Source organism: Microbacterium sp. LMI1-1-1.1 (assembly GCF_040815675.1).
Taxonomy (GTDB): domain Bacteria; phylum Actinomycetota; class Actinomycetes; order Actinomycetales; family Microbacteriaceae; genus Microbacterium.
On the sequence record NZ_JBFPNN010000008.1, the window covers coordinates 387897 to 407303 of the forward strand.

The window sequence follows — 19407 nt, forward strand, 5'->3', positions numbered from 1 at the left end:
CTGTGCTCGACGTCGCATGTTGACGTCAACATCCCCCTGAGGCCGCATCGGAGCGGCCGGATCGGAATGACGATGAAGTCAGCTCGACTGTTGGCCATGACCTGTGCGGTGGCGCTCACCGCCGGTGCCGTCACGGCCGCGACCTTCGTGTCGCCCCCGGAAAGCAGCGCGGCGGCCACGCCGCCCGTGCGCATCGCCCCCAACCCCGCGACGGCGTCGGAGCCGTTCGAGGGATGGGGGACGAGCCTCGTCTGGTTCGCCAACGCGACCGGCGGCTATCCCGCCGACGTGCGGCAGCAGCTGTTCGACGCGGTGTTCGGCGAGGAGGGTCTCAACCTCAACATCGCCCGCTACAACATCGGCGGCGGCAACGCCACCGACGTCCCGCCCTACCTGCGTCCCGGCGGCGCGGTGCCGGGATTCTGGAACCCCGAGCTGCCCGCCACGGACGCCCAGGGCGCCATCACGTCGACCTACGCGGACCGCGAGCGGTACAAGTCGGCGTGGAACCCGGACGACCCGACCCATTACGACTTCACGGCGGACGAGGCGCAGCGCTGGTGGATCGACGCGCTGAAGGACAAGGTCACCCACTGGGAGGCCTTCAGCAACTCGCCGCCCTACTTCCTCACCCAGAGCGGCTTCGTCTCGGGCGGGATCAACAACGCCACGAGCGAGCAGCTGGCCACCGCCGACATGGAGAAGTTCGCGGGGTACCTGACCACCGTCGTCGACGAGCTCGAGAAGGAGCACGGCATCTCGTTCGACACGATCGATCCGTTCAACGAGCCCAACACGAACTACTGGTCGACGAACATCCCCGCCGGCCAGACCTGGCCCACGAGCGCGAGCCGCCAGGAGGGCGCGCACATCGGGCCGCAGCGGCAGGACGAGATGATCAAGGTGCTCGCCGCCCGCCTGGCCGACCCCGACACGCAGACCGACGCGGTCATCTCCGCGATGGACGAGACGAACCCCGGCCTCTTCGCGACGAATTGGAACACCTGGTCGCCCGAGGCGAAGAACGCCGTCGAGCAGCTCAACGTCCACACCTACGGCACGAGCGGCCGACCGGTGGTGCGCGACATCGCCAAGGCCGCGGACAAGCCGCTCTGGATGAGCGAGGTCGAGGGCAACTGGACCCCCGGGACGGGCTTCAACCCCGTCGACATCGGCAACGGGCTCGGCATGGCCGAGCACATCGTCGACGACCTGCGCGAGCTCGAGCCCGACGCGTGGGTGTTCTGGCAGCCCGTCGAGGACCTCTACAACATGGAGAAGGTCGAGAAGCTCAACTGGGGCAGCGTCTTCATCGACTTCGACTGCAACGCCGACGGGAACTCGGAGCGGCGGCTGCGCGACGGCGACGCCGACCCGAGCTGCAAGGTGCTCACGAACGAGAAGTTCAACACGGTCCGCAACTTCACCCACTACATCGAGCCGGGGGACCGCCTGGTCGCCAGCTCCGATGACCAGTCGACCGCGGCCATCGACGCCGACGGCACCGGCGCGACCGTCGTGCACGTGAACAGCGAGACGGCCGAGCACACCGTCGAGATCGACCTCAACGACTTCGGGACCGTGGCGCCCGGGGCCACCGTCACCCCCATCGTGACCACGCAGTCCACCCTCGCCGACCCGACCGCCAACGCTCTGCGGCAGGGGACGGCCGTGACCGTGAACCCGGCCACGAAGACGGCGCTGCTCACCGTGCCGGCCCGCTCCGTGACGACCTTCGTCATCGACGGGGTGTCCGGCGTGGCCGACCGCGCGGCCGCGTTCCGCGACGGCCAGGCGGTGCAGCTCACCGGCGTGCAGAGCGGACTCGTCCTGGACGGCGGCTCCTCGCTCGCCATCCGTCCGGCCGCCACCACCGCCGCCGCGGCCGCGACGCAGACGTGGACCGTGCGCACCCTCAGCGGCGCGGGCACCAACCGTCACCGTTTCACCCTCGAGAACGCGGCGGGGCAGTACCTCGCCGTGACGAACGGGGGCACGACCCTCGTCGACTCCGACCCGGCGGCCGCCGCGGCCGATCGGAACCTGCAGTGGATGGCATCCACCACCGACGGCGCGGCCTTCTCGCTCCTGAGCGTCGGAGCGGAGCGGGTGCTGGACGTCAACGGCGCGAGCACGCAGCCCGACGCCCGCGTGGGGCTCTGGACCTCGAACGGCGGCGGCAACCAGTCGTGGCGCCTGTCGGGCACCGCCGTCCTCGGCGTCGAGCCGGTCACCGTGAGCACGCCGGTCGGGAAGGCGCCCAGCCTGCCCGCCGAGGTCACCGCGCGCTACGCCGGGGCGACCCTCCGCTCGGTCCCCGTCACCTGGCAGCTGGACGGCAAGGACTGGTCGAAGGCGGGCACCGTCACCGTCCGCGGAACCGGCACGGACGTCTTCGGCGCGACCGTCGAGGCGATCGCGACCGTCGAGATCGGCGCCTACACCGCGGCACGCCCCCTCTCGATGACCGTCGCGACGGGAACCTCCCTCGCGGCGGTGAAGGCGGCCGCCCCCGGCTCGGTGCAGGCCGAGGTGCGCGCCGACGGCGCCGGCTTCTGGACCGACGTGGTCTGGGCCTGGGGCGACGTGACCGACGCCGCATTCGCGAAGACGGGCACCGTCGTCGTGAACGGCACCGCGACCGGGCCGAGCGGCGAGAAGCTCCCGGCCCGGCTGACCGTCATCGTCACCGCGGCCGTCGAGCGCAACGTCGCTCCGCAGTCCCGTCCGTCCGCGACCTTCACGGAGAGCGGCTACCCGGTCGAGCGCACCATCAACGGCCAGACCGGTGACAAGGGCTGGTCGAACTGGCGCTCCAACGGCTCGAACGCCCAGGACACGCTGACGTACGCCCTGGCCGGCACCGAGACGCTGCAGCGCGTCTCCGTGCAGTTCTACCGCGACGGTCGTGCGAGCTGGGCCGACACCCTGCGCGTCGACCACCGCACGGCGGGCGGCACCTGGGTCCAGGGCGCGCTGCAGACGGTCCCGACGCCCGCGACGGGCGCGCCCAAGGTGGAGGTGGCGCTGAACGGCGCGACCGCCGACGAGGTGCGCGTCGTGCTGAACGCGAAGTCCGGGTCGTACATGGTCGTGTCCGAGGTCGAGATCCTCGCCTCGGCGCCGTCGCCGGCCGGCATCGCCGACCTCGCGCGGCTGACGGTCGGCCCGTCGGCGGTGGAGGGCTTCGACCCGGCGCGCACCGACTACGCCGTCACCTCGGGGGGCGACGTCTGGCCCGTCCTGAACGCGCAGGCGGTGGACCAGGATGCCGTCGTCCGGATCGTCCAGCCCGCTGATGCGGGCGGTGTCGGCACGGTGCGGGTGACCGCGCCCGACGGCACGGAGCGCACGTACACGGTGACCGTGACCCGCGCCCCCGCGGCCACGGTGACCGGCACGGCCGCGACCCGCTGCGTCGCGGGCAAGGCGGTCGTCGTGACGACGGTGCAGAACACCGGCACGACCCGTGCCGACGTGAAGGTCGAGACCCGGTACGGCGTCAAGAGCCTCGGCGCGCTGGAGCCCGGCGCTCGCGTCTCCTCGTCGTTCACCACCCGGCAGGCGTCCGTCCCCGCGGGGACCGCGACGATCACCGCGACCGTCGGCGGCACGCCGTCGACGACCACGGTCGCGGTGCCGGCGGCGACCTGCCGCTGACGGAAGGACGGGAGGGGCGGCGACGTGGTCGCCGCCCCTCCCGGCATGTCCGGTGGCGGGTGCAGGACGCCGTGGCATCCCTCCGCTGCTCTTGCCCGGAGCGGTGTCGGCGGGCTTTGGACGCCGTGGCATCCCTCGTCAAGGGTTCCGGAACGGGAGGGGCGATATCGCAGGATGGGACCCTGACCCCTCTTCGACCCCAGGAGAACCATGCACGTCAACGCCTACGCGGCGTCGTCCGCGACCTCCCCCCTCGAGCCCACGACCATCGAGCGCCGCGACGTCGGCCCGAAGGACGTCCTCATCGACATCGCCTACGCCGGCATCTGCCACTCCGACATCCACACCATCCGCGGCGAGTGGGGCGAGGTGCCCTACCCCCTGACCGTCGGCCACGAGATCGTCGGCACGGTCGCCGAGGTCGGCTCCGACGTGACGAAGCACACGGTCGGCGACCGCGTCGGCGTCGGCTGCATGGTCAACTCGTGCCGCGAGTGCGAGAACTGCCAGGCCGGCGAGGAGCAGTACTGCCTGAAGGGCAACATCGGCACCTACGGCGCGAAGGACGTCGACGGCACGATCACCCAGGGCGGTTACAGCGAGAAGATCGTCGTCGACGAGGACTTCGTGCTGCGCGTGCCCGAGTCGATCCCCTACGAGAAGGCCGCGCCGCTGCTGTGCGCCGGCATCACGACCTACTCGCCCCTGCACCACTGGAACGCGGGTCCCGGCAAGAAGGTCGCGATCGTCGGCCTCGGCGGTCTCGGTCACATGGCCGTCAAGATCGCCCACGCCATGGGCGCCGAGGTCACGGTGCTCTCGCAGACGCTCAGCAAGAAGGACGACGGCCTGAAGATGGGCGCCGACCACTACTACGCGACCAAGGACGAGGAGACCTTCACGACGCTGAAGAACACCTTCGACCTCATCGTCAACACCGTGAGCGCGCCGCTGGACCTCAAGCAGTACCTGGGTCTGCTCGCCCGCAACGGCATCATGGTGAACGTCGGCGCCCCGCCGGAGCCGCTGCCCATCGAGGTGTTCACCCTCTTCGCGAACCGCCGCTCGTTCGCGGGCTCGGGCATCGGCGGCATCCAGGAGACCCAGGAGATGCTGGACTTCTGCGCCGAGCACGGCATCGCCCCGGAGACCGAGCTCATCTCGGCCGACCAGATCAACGAGGCGTACGAGCGCGTGTTGAAGAGCGACGTCCGCTACCGCTTCGTCATCGACACGGCCACGCTCGCGTCCTGACATCGGGATGCCACGGCCCCGACGTTCTGCGGAGCGTCGGGGCCGTGGCGTTCCCGTTTCGATCCGGGTAAACGCTCTCGCGCGGGGGAAACGCCGTGACGCGGCGTTTCCGGCGCGAGGAAGCGTTTGGTGGCGGGACGCCAGCCGTCGACGTCGCCGGAAACGCGGCAGCGGCGCCGCCCCGGAGGGCGACGCCGCTGCGGGCGGAGAGGTCAGGCCTGGCCGAGAGCGGCGGAGACGACCGCGCGGGCCTCCTCCTGCACCGCCCGCAGGTGCTCCTCGCCGCGGAGGGACTCGCCGTACAGCTTGTAGACGTCCTCCGTGCCGGAGGGCCGCGCGGCGAACCACGCCGACTCGGTCTGCACCTTCAGCCCGCCGATCGCCGCGCCGTTGCCGGGGGCGTGCGAGAGCTTGGCGGTGATCGGCTCGCCGGCCAGCTCGGTCGCGGTCACGGCGTCCGGGGACAGCTTCGACAGCGCGGACTTCTGCGCCGGCGTCGCCGGGGCGTCCACGCGCTGGTAGGCCGACGACCCGAACTCGGCCTCGAGCTCGGCGTAGCGCTGCGAAGGCGTCGTGCCGGTGACCGCGAGGATCTCGGCCGCCAGCAGGCAGAGGAGGATGCCGTCCTTGTCGGTCGTCCAGACGGTGCCGTCCAGGCGCAGGAACGACGCTCCCGCCGACTCCTCCCCGCCGAAGGCGACGGAGCCGTCGAGCAGACCCGGCACGAACCACTTGAAGCCCACCGGGACCTCGAGCAGCGTCTTGCCGAGCGACGCGGCGACGCGGTCGATGATCATCGACGACACCAGCGTCTTGCCGACGGCGGCGTCCGCGGGCCAGCCCGGGCGGTGCGAGAACAGGTAGTCGATCGCGACGGCGAGGTAGTGGTTGGGGTTCATCAGCCCCGCGTCGGGCGTCACGATGCCGTGGCGGTCGGCGTCGGCGTCGTTGCCCGTGAGGATGTCGTACTCGTCGCGGCGCGCGACGAGCGAGGCCATCGCCGACGGCGAGGAGGGATCCATGCGGATCTTCTCGTCCCAGTCCAGCGTCATGAACTTCCAGGTCGGGTCGACGTCCGGGTTCACGACGGTGAGGTCCAGGCCGTACACCTCGGCGATGAGGGCCCAGTACTCCACCGACGCCCCGCCCATCGGGTCGGCGCCGATCCGGACGCCCGCGTTCCTGATGGCATCCACGTCGATGATGGATGCCAGATCGCGCACATACGCGTCGCGGAAGTCGTACTTTCCGAGCCCCTCGAGGTCGATGTCGGCGTGCGGGGTGCGCTGGACGCCGTCCAGTCCCGCCGTGATGAGCTCGTTCGCCCGGTCGGCGATCCAGCCGGTCGCGTCGGTGTCGGCGGGGCCCCCGTGCGGGGGGTTGTACTTGAAGCCGCCGTCGCGCGGCGGGTTGTGCGACGGGGTGACGACGATGCCGTCGGCCCGGCCGGGGTCGTCGACCGCGAGCCCGCGGTTGTAGGTGAGGATCGCGTGGCTGAGGGCCGGGGTGGGGACCCACGCGTCGCGGGAGTCCACGCGGACGTCCACGCCGTTGGCGACGAGCACCTCGATCGCGCTGCGCTCGGCGGGAAGCGACAGCCCGTGGGTGTCGCGGCCGAGGAACAGCGGCCCGGTGATGCCCTGCGCGGCGCGGTAGTCCACGATCGCCTGGGTCGTGGCGAGGATGTGGTCCTCGTTGAAACTGGTGCTCAGCGACGAGCCGCGATGACCGCTCGTGCCGAAGGCGACGCGCTGCTCGGGCACGGCGGCATCCGGCTTGCGGTCGTAGTAGGCGGCGATCAGGTCGTCGATGTCGATGAGATCGGATGCCTCGGCGGGCTGTCCTGCGCGACTGCTCATGCGTACAGTCTGCCCGTTCGCGCCCGTGCGCGAGGAGAAAAGCCGTCATGCGGTATCGACCGGACGGATTCGGTCGGCGCATGTGTTGTCGAGGCTCCTCGTTACCGCTAACGTCGAAGATGAGACCGCTGTCCGTCGACGGATCGCAGAAGTGCATCGGTGCCCGTCTCACGGTCCGGCTGACGCCGGCCGATGCTCCTCCGCCCCGGCTCGACGGCAGCGGACCGCGCGTCTCGGCACGCCCTCCCCGCCCCGGCTCCCCGGCGGGCGACGGAGGTATCGGCCCCGCATCCGAGAGAAAGGTCTCGCCGATGAGATCACTGGCCCCCCGTCCCCCTGGAGCCGTCCGCTCCCGCCGCGCGCCGAAGGCGGTGGCCGCGTCGCTGACCGGCGTGCTCGTCGCCTCGACGCTCAGCCTCATCGCCCCGGCCGCACACGCCGCCGAGGTGCCGGCCCCCACCGCCCACTACGACATGTCGCACTCCGGTGCAGCCCTGCTCGACGTCTCCGGGAACGGCCGCAACGCGGCGCTCACCGGCTTCACCGACGCGTCGTTCGCCGACGCGGCCGGCGACGCCGTGCTGCGGTTCAAGGCCGACGGTTACGCCGCCCTCCCCAAGGGCCTCATCACGGGCACCGACAACGACTTCACCGTCGAGTACACCGTCGCGTCGCAGACCTCCGCGAACCACTTCGGGTGGGTCATCGGCGACGGTGTCGGACCGTGGAACACGACGCAGCTCGGCAACCACATCTTCCTCAGCCCGCGCTCCGCCCAGGGCGGCTACAGCGACCAGGTGCTGGCGGCCATCCGCGTCAAGAACGGCAGCAGCAACGGCGAGACGCGCATGCCCGCGGGCGGCGGCCTCAACCCCGGCTTCACCACCCTGACCATGGTCGGCTCCGGCCAGACCCTGACGCTCTACCGCGACGGCAGCGTCATCTCGACCCTGACGCACAGCAACGCGCTGAGCTCGATCATCCCGTCGGGCAACGTGCTCGGCTACCTCGGCCGGTCGCTCTACCAGGGCGACGCCCTGCTGCGCGCCGACGTCAGCGACGTGAAGGTCTGGGACACCGCCCTCTCCGCCGAGCAGGTCGGCTCCAGCATGCCCACCGCCGCGCAGAAGTCCTCCACGACCGCCGCTCTTCTGCGCGGCGACGTCCTCGCCACGATGCTGCGCGCCAACACCTCGCTCGACAGCGTCTCGAGCAACCTGAACCTCGCCCCCTCGGTGAACGGCGTCGCCCTGACGTGGTCGTCCTCGAACCCCGCGGTGGTCTCGACCACGGGCGTGGTGTCGCGGAGCATCACGACGAACACCCCGGTCACCCTCACCGCGACGAGCTCGCTCGGGACGCTCACCTTCGACGTCACGGTCATCGCGCCGAACGTGGCCGCCGACCTGGATGCCATCGCCCTGGCATCCCGGACCACCGAGAACCTGCCGCTGGCCACCACCGGTGCCGTCAACGGCGCCGCCATCACGTGGACGTCGTCGAACTCGGCCCTCGTCAGCGGGACGAAGGCGGACTACGTCGCCCCGGCTGTCGGCGTGGCCGACCCCTTCCGCGGCGGCGGCCTGGTGTCGCGTCCCGCCTACGGGGCCGGTGACGCGAAGGTCACGCTGACGGCCACCGCCACGCTGAACGGGCAGACCGCGCAGAAGTCGTTCGACGTCACGGTCGCCGAGAAGGGACGCTGGGCTCCGGATGCCGGCTACGCGGCGGCCTACTTCAAGTCCGACGGCGACGAGAAGATCTACCAGGCGGCGACGTCGGGCAACGACTTCTTCACGTTCTCCCCGGTCAACGGCGGCCAGCCCGTCATCACGTCGACCACCGACACGAAGGGCCTGCGCGACCCGTACATCCTCCGGTCGAAGGACGGCGACAAGTACTACATGGTCGCCACCGACCTCTGCATCAGCTGCGGAACGGGCTGGGGTCCGGCGCAGTCGAACGGCTCGCTCAAGATCGAGGTGTGGGAGTCCACCGACCTCGTGACGTGGGACCGGACCAACGGCGCCAACGAGGGCATCACGATCAACCAGCCGGAGGCCGGCATGACGTGGGCTCCCGAGGCGTACTGGGACGACGCGCTGCAGTCGTACGTCGTGCACTTCTCGTCGCGCCTGTACAAGGACGCGGCGCACACGAACACCGACAACCTTCACGCGCGGGTCTTCACGGTGCTCACGCGCGACTTCAAGACCTTCACCTACCCGCCCACCGAGTGGCAGAACACCGGCTTCGCGCGCATCGACTCCACGGTGCAGAAGATCGGCGACTACTACTACCGCTTCACCAAGAACGAGGAGGGCGGCGCCGCCGACGGCCTCGAGGCGGGCAAGGACATCTTCCTCGAGCGGTCCAAGGTGCTCACCGCGCCGACGACGCGCTCGGACTGGAACGCCGACCCCGAGAAGACGTGGCAGCTGACGGACACGTACATGACCCGCCTCGAGACCAACGAGGTCGGCGAGGGTCCGCAGATCATCAAGCTGAACGCCGGCGACCCCAACAACAACGCGGCGAACGACGGCTACGCCTTCCTGGTGGACAACTTCAGCGCCGGCGGCTACCGCGCGTTCGTGACCACGGGGCAGGCGATCGCCAGCAGCTCGCAGAGCGACCGGCTGTCGCGCCGGGCGGACTGGAACGTCCGGCCCATCGGGGGTCTGCCGGCCAGCCCGCGGCACGGCTCGTTCGTGAGCGTCGATCAGGGCGTGCTGACCGCGATGCGGACCTGGTCGTCGGTCGCCGCCGTGTCGTCGACCACGGCACTGACCGCCCAGGGGCGGACCGCGACGGCGACCGTGACGGCCGCCGACCGCGGCGACGTCGCGGGGACCGTGACCTTCTCGGGTGACGGCTGGACCCAGACGGTCGCGCTGAGCCAGCGCTCCGCCTCGGTCGAGGTGCCCGCGACGGTGCGCTCGGTCACGGCCCGGTACAACGGGTACACCGACAACCGGGTCACCGCCTCGAGCTCGGAGGCGCGGTCGTTCGGCCTCGACGTGTCCGCGGTCGTGGCGAACCGCTGCGTGGCGGGCAAGGTGAGCCAGGTGGTGACCGTGACCAACGCCGCCGACGTCGCCGCGGACGTCACCCTCACCGGGGCGTACGGCAGCAAGAAGATCACCGTCGCGGCCGGCAAGACCGCCTCGACCACCTTCGCGAGCCGCGCGGCGTCGGTCCCGGCCGGGACGATGACGGTGGGCACGGCGGTGGCCGGCACCTCGTCCGACGCGTCGTCGTTCACGGTCGCGGTCCCGGCGGCGAGCTGTCGCTGATCGTTCCGACGACGGAGGGGCCCGCGCGATGCGCGGGCCCCTCTGCCGTCGCGGGGCGGCGTGTGCCGGAGGCGGTGACTTGCCGCGAATGTACAGCGGGGCGGGGGTGAGGTGTGCATTTGCGGCAAGTCAGCGCTGGGGGAGGGCGAGGGGGAGCGCGAGGGAAGGGCGGGGGCGGGGCGTGCGGAACAGCGAGAGGGCGGCGCTAGGCTGAGCCGGTGCCGCCCGAAGCCGAGTCCGCGCCCATCCGTCGTACGTACAGCTACCTCGGCCCCGCGGGGACCTTCACCGAGGCCGCACTGGCCCAGGTGCCCGAGGCGCGGGATCAGGTGTGGCATCCGGTCCGCAACGTCGGCGAGGCGCTCGCCGACGTGACCTCTGGACGGTCGGACGCGGCCATGATCGCCATCGAGAACTCCGTCGACGGAGGCGTGTCGACGACGCAGGACGCCCTGGCGACCGTGCCGGGTCTGCGCATCGTCGGCGAGTACCTCGTGCCGGTGAACTTCGTGCTGGTCGGTCGTCCCGGCGCGCGCATCGAGGACGTCTCGCTGATCTCCGCTCACCCCGTGGCCTACGGGCAGTGCCTCGGCTGGCTGCGCGACCACGTCCCCGCCCACGCGCACCTGCCGGCGAGCAGCAACGTCGCCAGCGCGCTGGGCGTGCTCGACTCGTCGAGCGGGGCGGATGCCGCCATCGCGGCGCCCGGGATCGTGACGCACCACGAGCTGGAGGTGCTGGCCGAGAACATCGGCGACAACCCGAACGCGGTCACGCGCTTCGTCCTCGTGAGCCGGACCGTGGCACCGGCGCCGCCGACCGGGGCCGACAAGACCTCGCTCATCGTCGAGCTGCCCGAGGACCATCCGGGTGCCCTGCTGGAACTGCTCGAGCAGTTCGCGACCCGCGGTATCAACCTGAGTCTCCTGGCATCCCGTCCCATCGGCGACGCGCTCGGCCGCTACCGCTTCGTCATCGACGCGGACGGGCACGTGCAGGACGAGCGGATGGCGGACGCCCTGATGGGCCTGCGGCGGTTCAGCCCGAAGGTCATCTTCCTCGGCTCGTACGCGCGCGCCGACCGGGCGATCAACCGCTATCCGCAGCGCTACTCCGACGACGTGTTCGTCGAGGCGCGCGACTGGCTGCGCGGCCTGCTGAGCGGCGAGCCCGAGGCCTGAGCGGGCTCCGTCCGCGAGACCCGGCCGGGCCGGGCGTCCCGCGCTCAGGTCATGCGCCCCGCGTTCAGGCCGCGACGGGCGCGGTCTGCGCGAGGAGCTCCAGCGTCTGCGCGCGCCCGTCCGCCGAGTCGGGGGCTTCACCGGCGTAGGCGCCCGCGACGGGCGACACCATGATCTCGTCGACGGCGTGCTGCGCGGCAAAGGCGGCGAGCTCCGCCGAGACCTGCGAGCCCGTGCCGACGAACCACTTCTGACGCGTCGACGCCATGAGGGACTGCGCCATCGCGTCGAACGGGTCGGCCTGCGCCTCCTCCACGGTCTCGAGGGGGACAAGCGGACGGTTCGTCCGCAGGCGCGCCATCATGCGCAGCTGCGGCAGAGCGCGCTCCTCCGCCTCCTCGGCGGTCGGAGCGGCGACGACGTTCGCGGTCACGAAGGTGCGCGGACCGTCGCCCGACTCGTTGGGGCGGAACTGGTCCCGGTAGAGCCGGAGCGCGTGCTCGAGGCCCTCGCCGGCGAAGTGGTTGGCGAAGACGTAGGGCAGGCCGAAGCTCGCCGCGAGCTGCGCCGAGTAGTCGCTCGAGCCCAGCAGCCACACCTGAGGGACACCGGATGCCGCCGGGGTGGCCTTCACCTGGTACTCGCTGCCGGAGGTGAAGCGCACCGTGGCCCCGTCGGGGGAGGTGAGCGCCATGATGTCGGTCACGTGGTCCGGGAACCGCGACACGTCACTGGTCGTGCCGGAACGGTTCAGCAGCTGCGTGATGACCGGGTCGCTCCCGGGGGCGCGACCGATGCCGAGGTCGATGCGGCCGGGGGCGATCGCCTCCAGGGCGGCGAACTGCTCCGCGATGATGAGGGGGGAGTGGTTGGGCAGCATCACGCCGCCGGAGCCGACGCGGATCCGCGACGTGCGGGCGGCGGCCGCCGCGATGAGCACGGGCGGAGCGGTGGAGGCCACCGCGGGCATGTTGTGGTGCTCGGCGAACCAGTAGCGGCGGTACCCGAGCCGGTCCGCACGCTGCACGAGGTCGAGCGCGGCGGTCACGGCCTGGGCGCTGGTCTGTCCGCTGCGCACCGGGACGAGGTCGAGAACGGAGAGGGAGGGGATCGCGTCGTTCACCCTGAGGGCAACCCGTCCCCCCGGGGGGATATTCCGCCGGGGGGCTCGGGGCAACCCCCCTCGTCTCCCGCGCAGCTCGCCCTACGTTCAGGCCATGGGTGAGCAGACGATGATCCGCACGCAGGTCGCCGTGAACGACGCCGCGTTCTATCTGGCGCAGGGGCAGTCCCACGAGGAGCTCATGAGGAAGATCGAGGAGGCCGTGAAGGCGGGCGGACGGTTCGTCACCTTCACCGTCGTCGGCAACCGGGAGGTGAGCGTCCTCTTCACGGTGTCGACGTCCGTCGCGCTGTCCGTCGAGACGGTGCAGTACGACGTCCGCGACAACGGTGAGCTCGCGGAGCCGTTCGGCGGCTTCTTCGACGCGTGAGCCGCGGCATCCAGGTCTCAGGGTTCTTTCAGGTTGAATCCGTGACGAACGCGCTCCTCGCCGCGTCTCCTTAGTGACATCGCGGGGCACACCGTCCCGGAGACAACGGAAGGAAGCGCAATGGCTGAGAACACCACCGCCACGACCCCCACCACCACGTCGACCGACGGCGGCAAGACCGTCATCGTCGACGGCGTCGTCGCCAAGGTCGCGGGCATCGCCGCGGCCTCGGTCCCCGGCGTCCACGCCCTCGGTGGCGGTGCGGCCCGCGTGATCGGCAACATCCGTCAGGCCGTCGGCGCGAAGGACCACGCGCAGGGCGTGAGCGTCGAGGTGGGCGAGACCGAGGTCGCCGCCGACATCTCGATCCAGGTCGACTACCCCGAGCGTCTGCAGGACGTCGCCAGCGACGTGCGCTCCGCCGTCAGCCAGGCCATCACCGACCTCGTCGGCATGAAGGTCGCCGAGATCAACGTCACCGTCGTCGACGTCTACATCCCGGGCGATGACGATGACGAGGACGAGGACGCCGACAAGCGCGTCAACTGACCTCCGCAGAAAGGGCGCCGCTTCGCAGCGGCGCCCTTTCTCGTGTCCGGATGCCGCGGGTTCAGCCGGCCAGGACCTGCGCTCGGAAGTATTCGTCGGCGAGGCGCCGCACGGCCCCGGGCTCGCGCACCGGGGCGGCCTCCTCGAAGGCCGACGCGGCCTCCAGCTGCGCCGTGACGAAGCGGTCGAGCACGGCGGGCGGGCTGCCCGCGCCGAGCTCCCGTGTTCGCGCCTTGAGCGCGATGAGGTCGCGGGCCGCTCCGGCGACGGCCTCCTCGACCTCCGCCTCCACCAGGAGGGTCGGCAGGTCCATCGGCGGAAGGACAGCCTGCGGGTGCACCTCGAGCCACCGCAGCGCCGTCGCGGGCCGCAAGGCGTAGAAGAACTTCTTCAGCGTCGTCGCACCGGCCCGCTGCTGCCGGCCCACGTGGAGGTAGTGGCGCCCGACCGCGGTGCGGTCCACCGTCGCCTCCGCGAGGGCGAGCAGACCGTCGCGGAAGGCGGCGTCGCCGGTGTAGACGATGGGGGAGCGCAGCCACTCGATGGCCGTCGCATTGCCGCGGACGATCAACCCCACGGTCTTGCGCAGGTCCCATCCGTTGACGTCGAACGTCTCGTCGAGCGGCGTCTCGATCACGTCGCGCTCTGGCCAGAGCGACAGGTACTGCTCCGCTCGGCGGACGAAGACGAAGCGGCAGTCGTAGTCGCTGTCCGGTGAGGGGAAACCCCACGCCCTGCTGCCGCTCTCGATCGCCCAGGGGATGCGCACACCGTGCTCTACCGCGACCGCGGCGAGACGCCGATCGATTTCGGAGACCACCGCGGGATCGAGGGAGGGCGGGACGGCGCGCATCGCTCGACGATACCGTCGTCCATCCCGGATGCCGCGGGCTCAGTCGCCGTGACGGACGTGCGCGTAGGCGTCGAGGGCGCGCCGGCGCGTCTCCTTCAGGTCGACCATCGGCTGCGGCGGGTCGTCGCTGAGATACTCCGGGGCCCACTCGCGGACGTAGGCGTCGTGCTTGTCGAACTTCTCACGCTGGGTGTCCGGGTTGAACACGCGGAAGTACGGAGCGGCATCCGCCCCGGACCCCGCCACCCACTGCCAGTTGAACGGGTTGCTCGCGGCATCCGCGTCCACCAGGCAGTCCCAGAACCACTGCTCGCCATGCCGCCAGTCGATCAGCAGGTTCTTGATGAGGAAGGATGCCGTGACCATGCGCACGCGGTTGTGCATGACGCCGGTCTTCCACAGCTGACGCATCCCGGCGTCGACCACGGCCACGCCCGTCTCGCCCCGCTGCCACGTCTCGAGGTGCGCACGGTTCAGCGGGGGCCAGGGGAAGGCGTCGAAGTTGCGCCTCCAGTTCACCGTCGCGATGTCGGGGGAGTGGTACGTCACGTGCCAGGCGAACTCCCGCCAGACGAGCTCGGAGAGGAAGCCGCTCGCACTCTTCGCATGCTCGCCCGAGCCCTTGTGCTCCAGCGTGTCGTGCCACACCTGGTACGGGCTGAGCTCGCCCCAGCGCAGACGCGGCGACAGGTTCGACGTCGAGCCCCCGGCGAACTCGTCGCGGTACTTCGCGTAGTCGCCGAGGTCCTCGTCGAGGAACTCCTCGAGCCGGGCCTTCGCGGCGGGCTCGCCCGGCTCCCACGTCTCGCGCAGGCCGCCCGCCCAGTCGGGCTTCGTCGGCAGCAGGTCCCAGGCGGTCAGGTCGTCGCCGTCGACACCCCCGTCGAAGCCGGGGACCTTGCGCGCCTCGGGCAGCGGCGGACGCGGCGCGGGGAGCTTCTGCACCGCGCGCGAGAACGGGCTGTAGACGCCGTACGGCTTGTCGGACTGCGTGCGGACCGTCCACGGCTCGTAGAGGAGGTTCGCGGCGAACGAGGCCACCGTCACCCCGTCGTCCCGGAGCCCTTCCTTGATGCCGGCGTCGATCTCGCGCTCGACCCCGCCGTACCGTCGGTTCCAGAACACCGCTCCCGCACCGACGTCCTTCACGACCGCGGGCAGGACCTCGGACGCCCGCCCCCGCCGCAGCACGAGGGAGGAGCCACGCTCCTCCAGGCGACCGGCGAGGGATGCCAAGGAGTGGTGCAGCCACCAGCGCGCAGCCCCGCCGATCTCGCGCACGCCGTCCGAATCCTCGTCCAGGACGTAGAGGCCGATGATCGGCTCGTCCCGGTCGAGGGCCGCGCGGAGCGCCGGGTTGTCCGTCAGGCGGAGGTCGTCGCGGAACCACACGATCGAGGGCGTTGCCATCCCTCGACGCTATCCACCGCGGCATCCGTCCCTTCGGGGTTGACACCGCCGCGGCCGACCCCGGGCGGGGGGAGAGCACACGTTCCGCGCGAGATCACACAGCGCAGGCGCGTGCGAGCGTGTGCTCTCGCAGCGAACGTGTGATCTCGGCGAGCGAAGGGGCAGGCGGGGCGGCCGTCAGAGCGAGGAGGTGTCGTGGCCCTTCGGGAGCGCGACCGACAGCCCGCCGGAGATGATGCGGGTGTAGATGCGCGTCGCCTCGCCGAACTCGTCGCCGTCGAGCTCGATCGGCTGGGCCGGGGACGTCGCGAGCTCGATGCCGTCGCCGCGCAGGTAGCGGACCGAGGTGTCGCGACGGCGCTCGAGCACGCGTCGGCCGGCGCGGAAGCGACGCAGGACGGAGTTGTCCCACACGATGCTCCGCCAGACGCCCAGCCAGCCCAGCATGCCGCTCGGCTGGATCACGGCCACGTCGAGGCGGCCGTCGGCCACGGACGCGTCGGGGATCAGCGCCACGCCGCCCTGCAGCGCGCCGCAGTTCGCGAAGAGCACGCTCTGCACCTTCGCCGAGTGCAGGCGGTGGCCGTTGAGCTGGTACATCACGCGGAACGGCTTCGCCGAGACCAGCGACCGGGCCGCACCGTCGACGTAGGCGACCCAGCCCACCTGCTTCTTCAGGTCGGACCGCGTGTTCTGGATCATCGCGGCATCCAGGCCGATGCCGGCCATGACCGAGAAGCCGTGCTCCTCGACCTCGCCGTCCGCGCGGCGGATCCGGGCCAGCCCTGTGTCGATCGGGAGGATGTCGCCGTCGAACGTGGCGCGGATCATCGCGTCCGTGTCCGTCAGCGGGAGGTTGAGGTTGCGGGCGAGAAGGTTCCCCGTGCCGCTCGGCACGATCGTGAGGGGCACGCCCGACGAGGTCAGCGCCTCGGCCACCGCCCGCACCGTGCCGTCGCCGCCGGCCGCGAGGACGGCATCCACCTCCTCCTCCAAGGCGGCGCGCGCCGCGTCGTCGCCGAGGTCGTCGACGGTCGTCTCGTAGAAGAGGGGCTCGGCCCAGCCCGCCGCAGCGGCCAGCTCGGCCACACGTGCGCGCAGCTGCTCGGGCTCGACCTTGGTGGGGTTGTAGATGAGGGCGGCGCGCTTCTTCTCGGTGGGCTCCGCGTCCATCGGGGCCTCGTCGCCGTCGGACGAGACGCGCTTGGCCTCACCGGAGCTCTCGTCCGAGGTGTCGGGCTCGACGTCCTCCGGCTGGTGGATGACGTCGTCGGGCTCGGCCGCCTGCTTCGGATCCGGCGCCCCCTCGGAGGCGTCGTCACCGGCGCCGTCGCGCAGGGAGGATGCCTCGAAGTCCTCGCCCGACCCCTCCGCCGCGGCGGCGTCGTGGTGCGCCCCCGGGGAAGCGGGGGCGGTCGAAGCGTCTTCGTCGGGGGATGCCGCGTCGTCGCGCGAGTCGTCAGAACCGGCCATGGCTCCACCATAGGGCGGGCGCGCGGCGGGGCACGGGCGGTGTTGCGGGGGTTGACGCCACCCCTGCGGGGTCCCCACGGGCGGGCGGCGCGCCCGGACGGCGCGCCCGGACGCGGCGGGGAGTGCGTCCGCACCCGCCCCTAGGATGGACGCGTGATCGACCTGACTCTGCTGCGTGAAGATCCCGAGCTCGTGAAGCGCTCCCAGATCGCCCGTGGCGAGTCGTCCGAGTCGGTCGACGCCGCGATCGCCGCCGACCGCGACCGCCGCGCGGCCATCACCGCCTTCGAGGAGCTGCGGGCGGCGCAGAACGCCCACGGCAAGCGGGTCGCGCAGGCTCCGAAGGACGAGAAGGCTGCTCTCGTCGCCGAGGCCAAGCAGCTCAGCGAGCAGGTCAAGAACGCCCAGCACGCCGTCGCCGAGGCCGAGGCCGCGGCGGACGCCGCCCTCGCGAAGATCGAGAACATCGTCCTCGAGGGCGTCCCGGCCGGCGGTGAGGAGGCCTTCATCACGCTGCGCACGCACGGCGAGATCCCCGCTTTCGACTTCGAGCCGCTCGACCACCTCGCGCTCGGCGAGAAGCTGGGCGCGATCGACATGGAGCGCGGCACGAAGGTGTCGGGCAGCCGCTTCTACTTCCTCACCGGCATCGGCGCGCGCCTCGAGCTGGCGCTGATGACCCTCGCGCTCGACCGTGCCCTGCAGGCCGGATTCACCCCCATGATCCCCCCGACCCTCGTGCGTCCCGAGGTCATGCGCGGCACCGGCTTCCTCGGCCAGCACGCCGACGAGGTGTACCACCTCGACAAGGAGGACCTGTACCTCGTCGGGACGAGCGAGGTTCCCCTCGCCGGCTACCACATGGGCGAGATCCTCGACCTCGAGCGCGGCGCCAAGCGCTACGCCGGCTGGTCCACCTGCTACCGCAGCGAGGCCGGCTCATACGGCAAGGACACCCGCGGCATCATCCGCGTGCACCAGTTCAACAAGCTGGAGATGTTCGTCTACGCCGACCCGGCCGACGCCGAGGCCGAGCACGACCGTCTCGTCGAGATGCAGGAGCGGATGCTGCAGGACCTCGGCCTGTCGTACCGCGTCATCGACGTGGCGGCCGGCGACCTGGGCTCCAGCGCCGCGCGCAAGTTCGACATCGAGGCGTGGGTCCCGACGCAGGACGCGTACCGGGAGCTGACGAGCACCTCGAACTGCACCACGTACCAGGCACGTCGCCTCGACGTCCGCCACCGTCCGGACGGCGGCAAGACGCAGCCCGTCGCGACGTTGAACGGCACCCTCGCCACGACGCGCTGGATCGTCGCGCTCCTCGAGACGCACCAGCGGGCCGACGGGTCGGTGACGGTCCCGGAGGTGCTGCGGCCGTACTTGGGCGGGCTCGAGGTCATGGAGCCGGTCGCGTGACCCGCGAGGCCGCCCTGCCCGAGACGGGCGACGTCGACGTCGCCCCGAAGCAAGAGGCGGCCGACGTCGTCGAGGATCTCGCCGACGCCTCCGTCGGGCGCATGCTCATCGCGCTCGACATCGACGGCACCGTGCTCCTCGAGGACGACACGCTGAGCCCCGGCATCGTCGAGGCCGTCGCGCACGCGCAGGACGCCGGCCACGAGGTGATGCTCGCCACCGGTCGCAGCTGGGACAGCACCCACCCGATCATGTCCCGCCTCGGCATCCGTCCCGAGTACGCCGTGTGCTCGAACGGCGCCATCGTCATGCGACGTGTCGGAGACGGGGATGCCGCGGGCTACGAGCGCGCGCACGTGGAGACGTTCGACCCGACCGAGGTCCTCACGCTGCTGGGCGAGCACCTGGGGGACGCGCACTTCCTCGTGGAGCTCCCCGACGGCAAGCGGCTCTTCACCGAGTACCTCGACGACTGGAACCTGCACGACGCCGACCAGGTGAGCTTCGCGGAGCTGTCCGCGCAGCCGGTCTGCCGTGTGGTCGTCGTCGCGCCGGAGCAGACCGACCAGGACTTCCTCCAGCTCGTCGAGCGGATTGGCCTCAGCCAGGTCTCATACGCGATCGGGTGGACGGCCTGGCTCGACATCGCCCCGCAGGGCGTCGACAAGTCGACCGCGCTCGAGCGGGTCCGCGCGTGGCTGGACGTCGCACCGGACCGCGTGCTGGTCATGGGCGACGGGCGCAACGACATCGAGATGATGCAGTGGGCCGTCCGCAACGGCGGCCGCGCGATCGCCATGCACCAGGGCCCGCCGGAGGTCCACGCCGCCGCGGGCGAGGTCGGACTGTCGGTCGGCGACGGCGGCGTCGCGGCGGTGCTGCGCGCGCTCTGACCCCGGCGGGTTGCCCTCACCCGCGGGGGAGGTGCGCCCGTGTCGCGGCTGTGCCGCGTGGCATCCC

At 71.4% G+C, this 19407-nt stretch carries 13 protein-coding genes; 8 read left to right on the forward strand and 5 right to left on the reverse strand.

The window, feature by feature from the left end:
* Nucleotides 1-96 precede the first annotated feature (96 nt).
* Both MRBLMI1_RS11415 and MRBLMI1_RS11420 read left to right on the forward strand, forming a co-directional pair.
* A complete protein-coding gene (locus MRBLMI1_RS11415; RefSeq protein ID WP_367732858.1) occupies nt 97-3660 on the forward strand; it encodes a glycoside hydrolase in 3564 nt (1187 codons plus the stop codon).
* Between the two features lie 210 nt (nt 3661-3870).
* Entirely contained in the window at nt 3871-4914 is a 1044-nt protein-coding gene (locus MRBLMI1_RS11420; protein WP_367732861.1) for an NAD(P)-dependent alcohol dehydrogenase, read from the forward strand.
* A 212-nt stretch (nt 4915-5126) separates the two neighbouring features.
* Here MRBLMI1_RS11420 and pgm read toward each other — a convergent pair whose 3' ends face one another.
* Entirely contained in the window at nt 5127-6773 is a 1647-nt protein-coding gene (pgm, locus tag MRBLMI1_RS11425) for a phosphoglucomutase (alpha-D-glucose-1,6-bisphosphate-dependent) (protein WP_367732864.1), read from the reverse strand.
* Nucleotides 6774-7084: 311 nt separating this feature from the next.
* Here pgm and MRBLMI1_RS11430 point away from each other — a divergent pair, with 311 nt between their 5' ends.
* A complete protein-coding gene (locus MRBLMI1_RS11430) occupies nt 7085-10069 on the forward strand; it encodes an immunoglobulin-like domain-containing protein (protein WP_367732867.1) in 2985 nt (994 codons plus the stop codon).
* A gap of 218 nt (nt 10070-10287) precedes the next feature.
* On the forward strand, nt 10288-11250 hold the full coding sequence (gene pheA, locus MRBLMI1_RS11435) for a prephenate dehydratase (protein WP_367732870.1): 963 nt from the start codon (nt 10288-10290) through the stop codon (nt 11248-11250).
* Nucleotides 11251-11314: 64 nt separating this feature from the next.
* Here pheA and MRBLMI1_RS11440 read toward each other — a convergent pair whose 3' ends face one another.
* On the reverse strand, nt 11315-12373 hold the full coding sequence (locus MRBLMI1_RS11440) for an LLM class flavin-dependent oxidoreductase (RefSeq protein ID WP_367732875.1): 1059 nt from the start codon (nt 12371-12373) through the stop codon (nt 11315-11317).
* Between the two features lie 94 nt (nt 12374-12467).
* Here MRBLMI1_RS11440 and MRBLMI1_RS11445 point away from each other — a divergent pair, with 94 nt between their 5' ends.
* Together MRBLMI1_RS11445 and MRBLMI1_RS11450 are read left to right on the forward strand one after the other, a co-directional pair.
* Nucleotides 12468-12743, forward strand: coding sequence for a hypothetical protein (locus MRBLMI1_RS11445; protein WP_367732878.1), 276 nt, complete (start codon nt 12468-12470; stop codon nt 12741-12743).
* 120 nt (nt 12744-12863) lie between these two features.
* On the forward strand, nt 12864-13292 hold the full coding sequence (locus tag MRBLMI1_RS11450; protein WP_367732881.1) for an Asp23/Gls24 family envelope stress response protein: 429 nt from the start codon (nt 12864-12866) through the stop codon (nt 13290-13292).
* 61 nt (nt 13293-13353) lie between these two features.
* Here MRBLMI1_RS11450 and MRBLMI1_RS11455 read toward each other — a convergent pair whose 3' ends face one another.
* From MRBLMI1_RS11455 to MRBLMI1_RS11465, 3 genes are all read right to left on the reverse strand, one after another.
* A complete protein-coding gene (locus MRBLMI1_RS11455; protein ID WP_367732884.1) occupies nt 13354-14145 on the reverse strand; it encodes a nucleotidyltransferase domain-containing protein in 792 nt (263 codons plus the stop codon).
* Nucleotides 14146-14184: 39 nt separating this feature from the next.
* Nucleotides 14185-15555, reverse strand: coding sequence for a cryptochrome/photolyase family protein (locus MRBLMI1_RS11460; protein WP_367732887.1), 1371 nt, complete (start codon nt 15553-15555; stop codon nt 14185-14187).
* A gap of 177 nt (nt 15556-15732) precedes the next feature.
* A complete protein-coding gene (locus MRBLMI1_RS11465) occupies nt 15733-17028 on the reverse strand; it encodes a diacylglycerol kinase family protein (protein ID WP_367732890.1) in 1296 nt (431 codons plus the stop codon).
* A gap of 153 nt (nt 17029-17181) precedes the next feature.
* On the opposite strand from MRBLMI1_RS11465, the gene serS reads away from it, so the two are divergent.
* Both serS and MRBLMI1_RS11475 read left to right on the forward strand, forming a co-directional pair.
* Nucleotides 17182-18447, forward strand: coding sequence for a serine--tRNA ligase (gene serS / locus MRBLMI1_RS11470; protein ID WP_367732893.1), 1266 nt, complete (start codon nt 17182-17184; stop codon nt 18445-18447).
* Nucleotides 18444-19340, forward strand: coding sequence for an HAD family hydrolase (locus tag MRBLMI1_RS11475; protein ID WP_367732895.1), 897 nt, complete (start codon nt 18444-18446; stop codon nt 19338-19340). The genes serS and MRBLMI1_RS11475 overlap by 4 nt, the downstream gene beginning before the upstream one ends.
* The last annotated feature ends 67 nt before the right edge of the window (nt 19341-19407 follow it).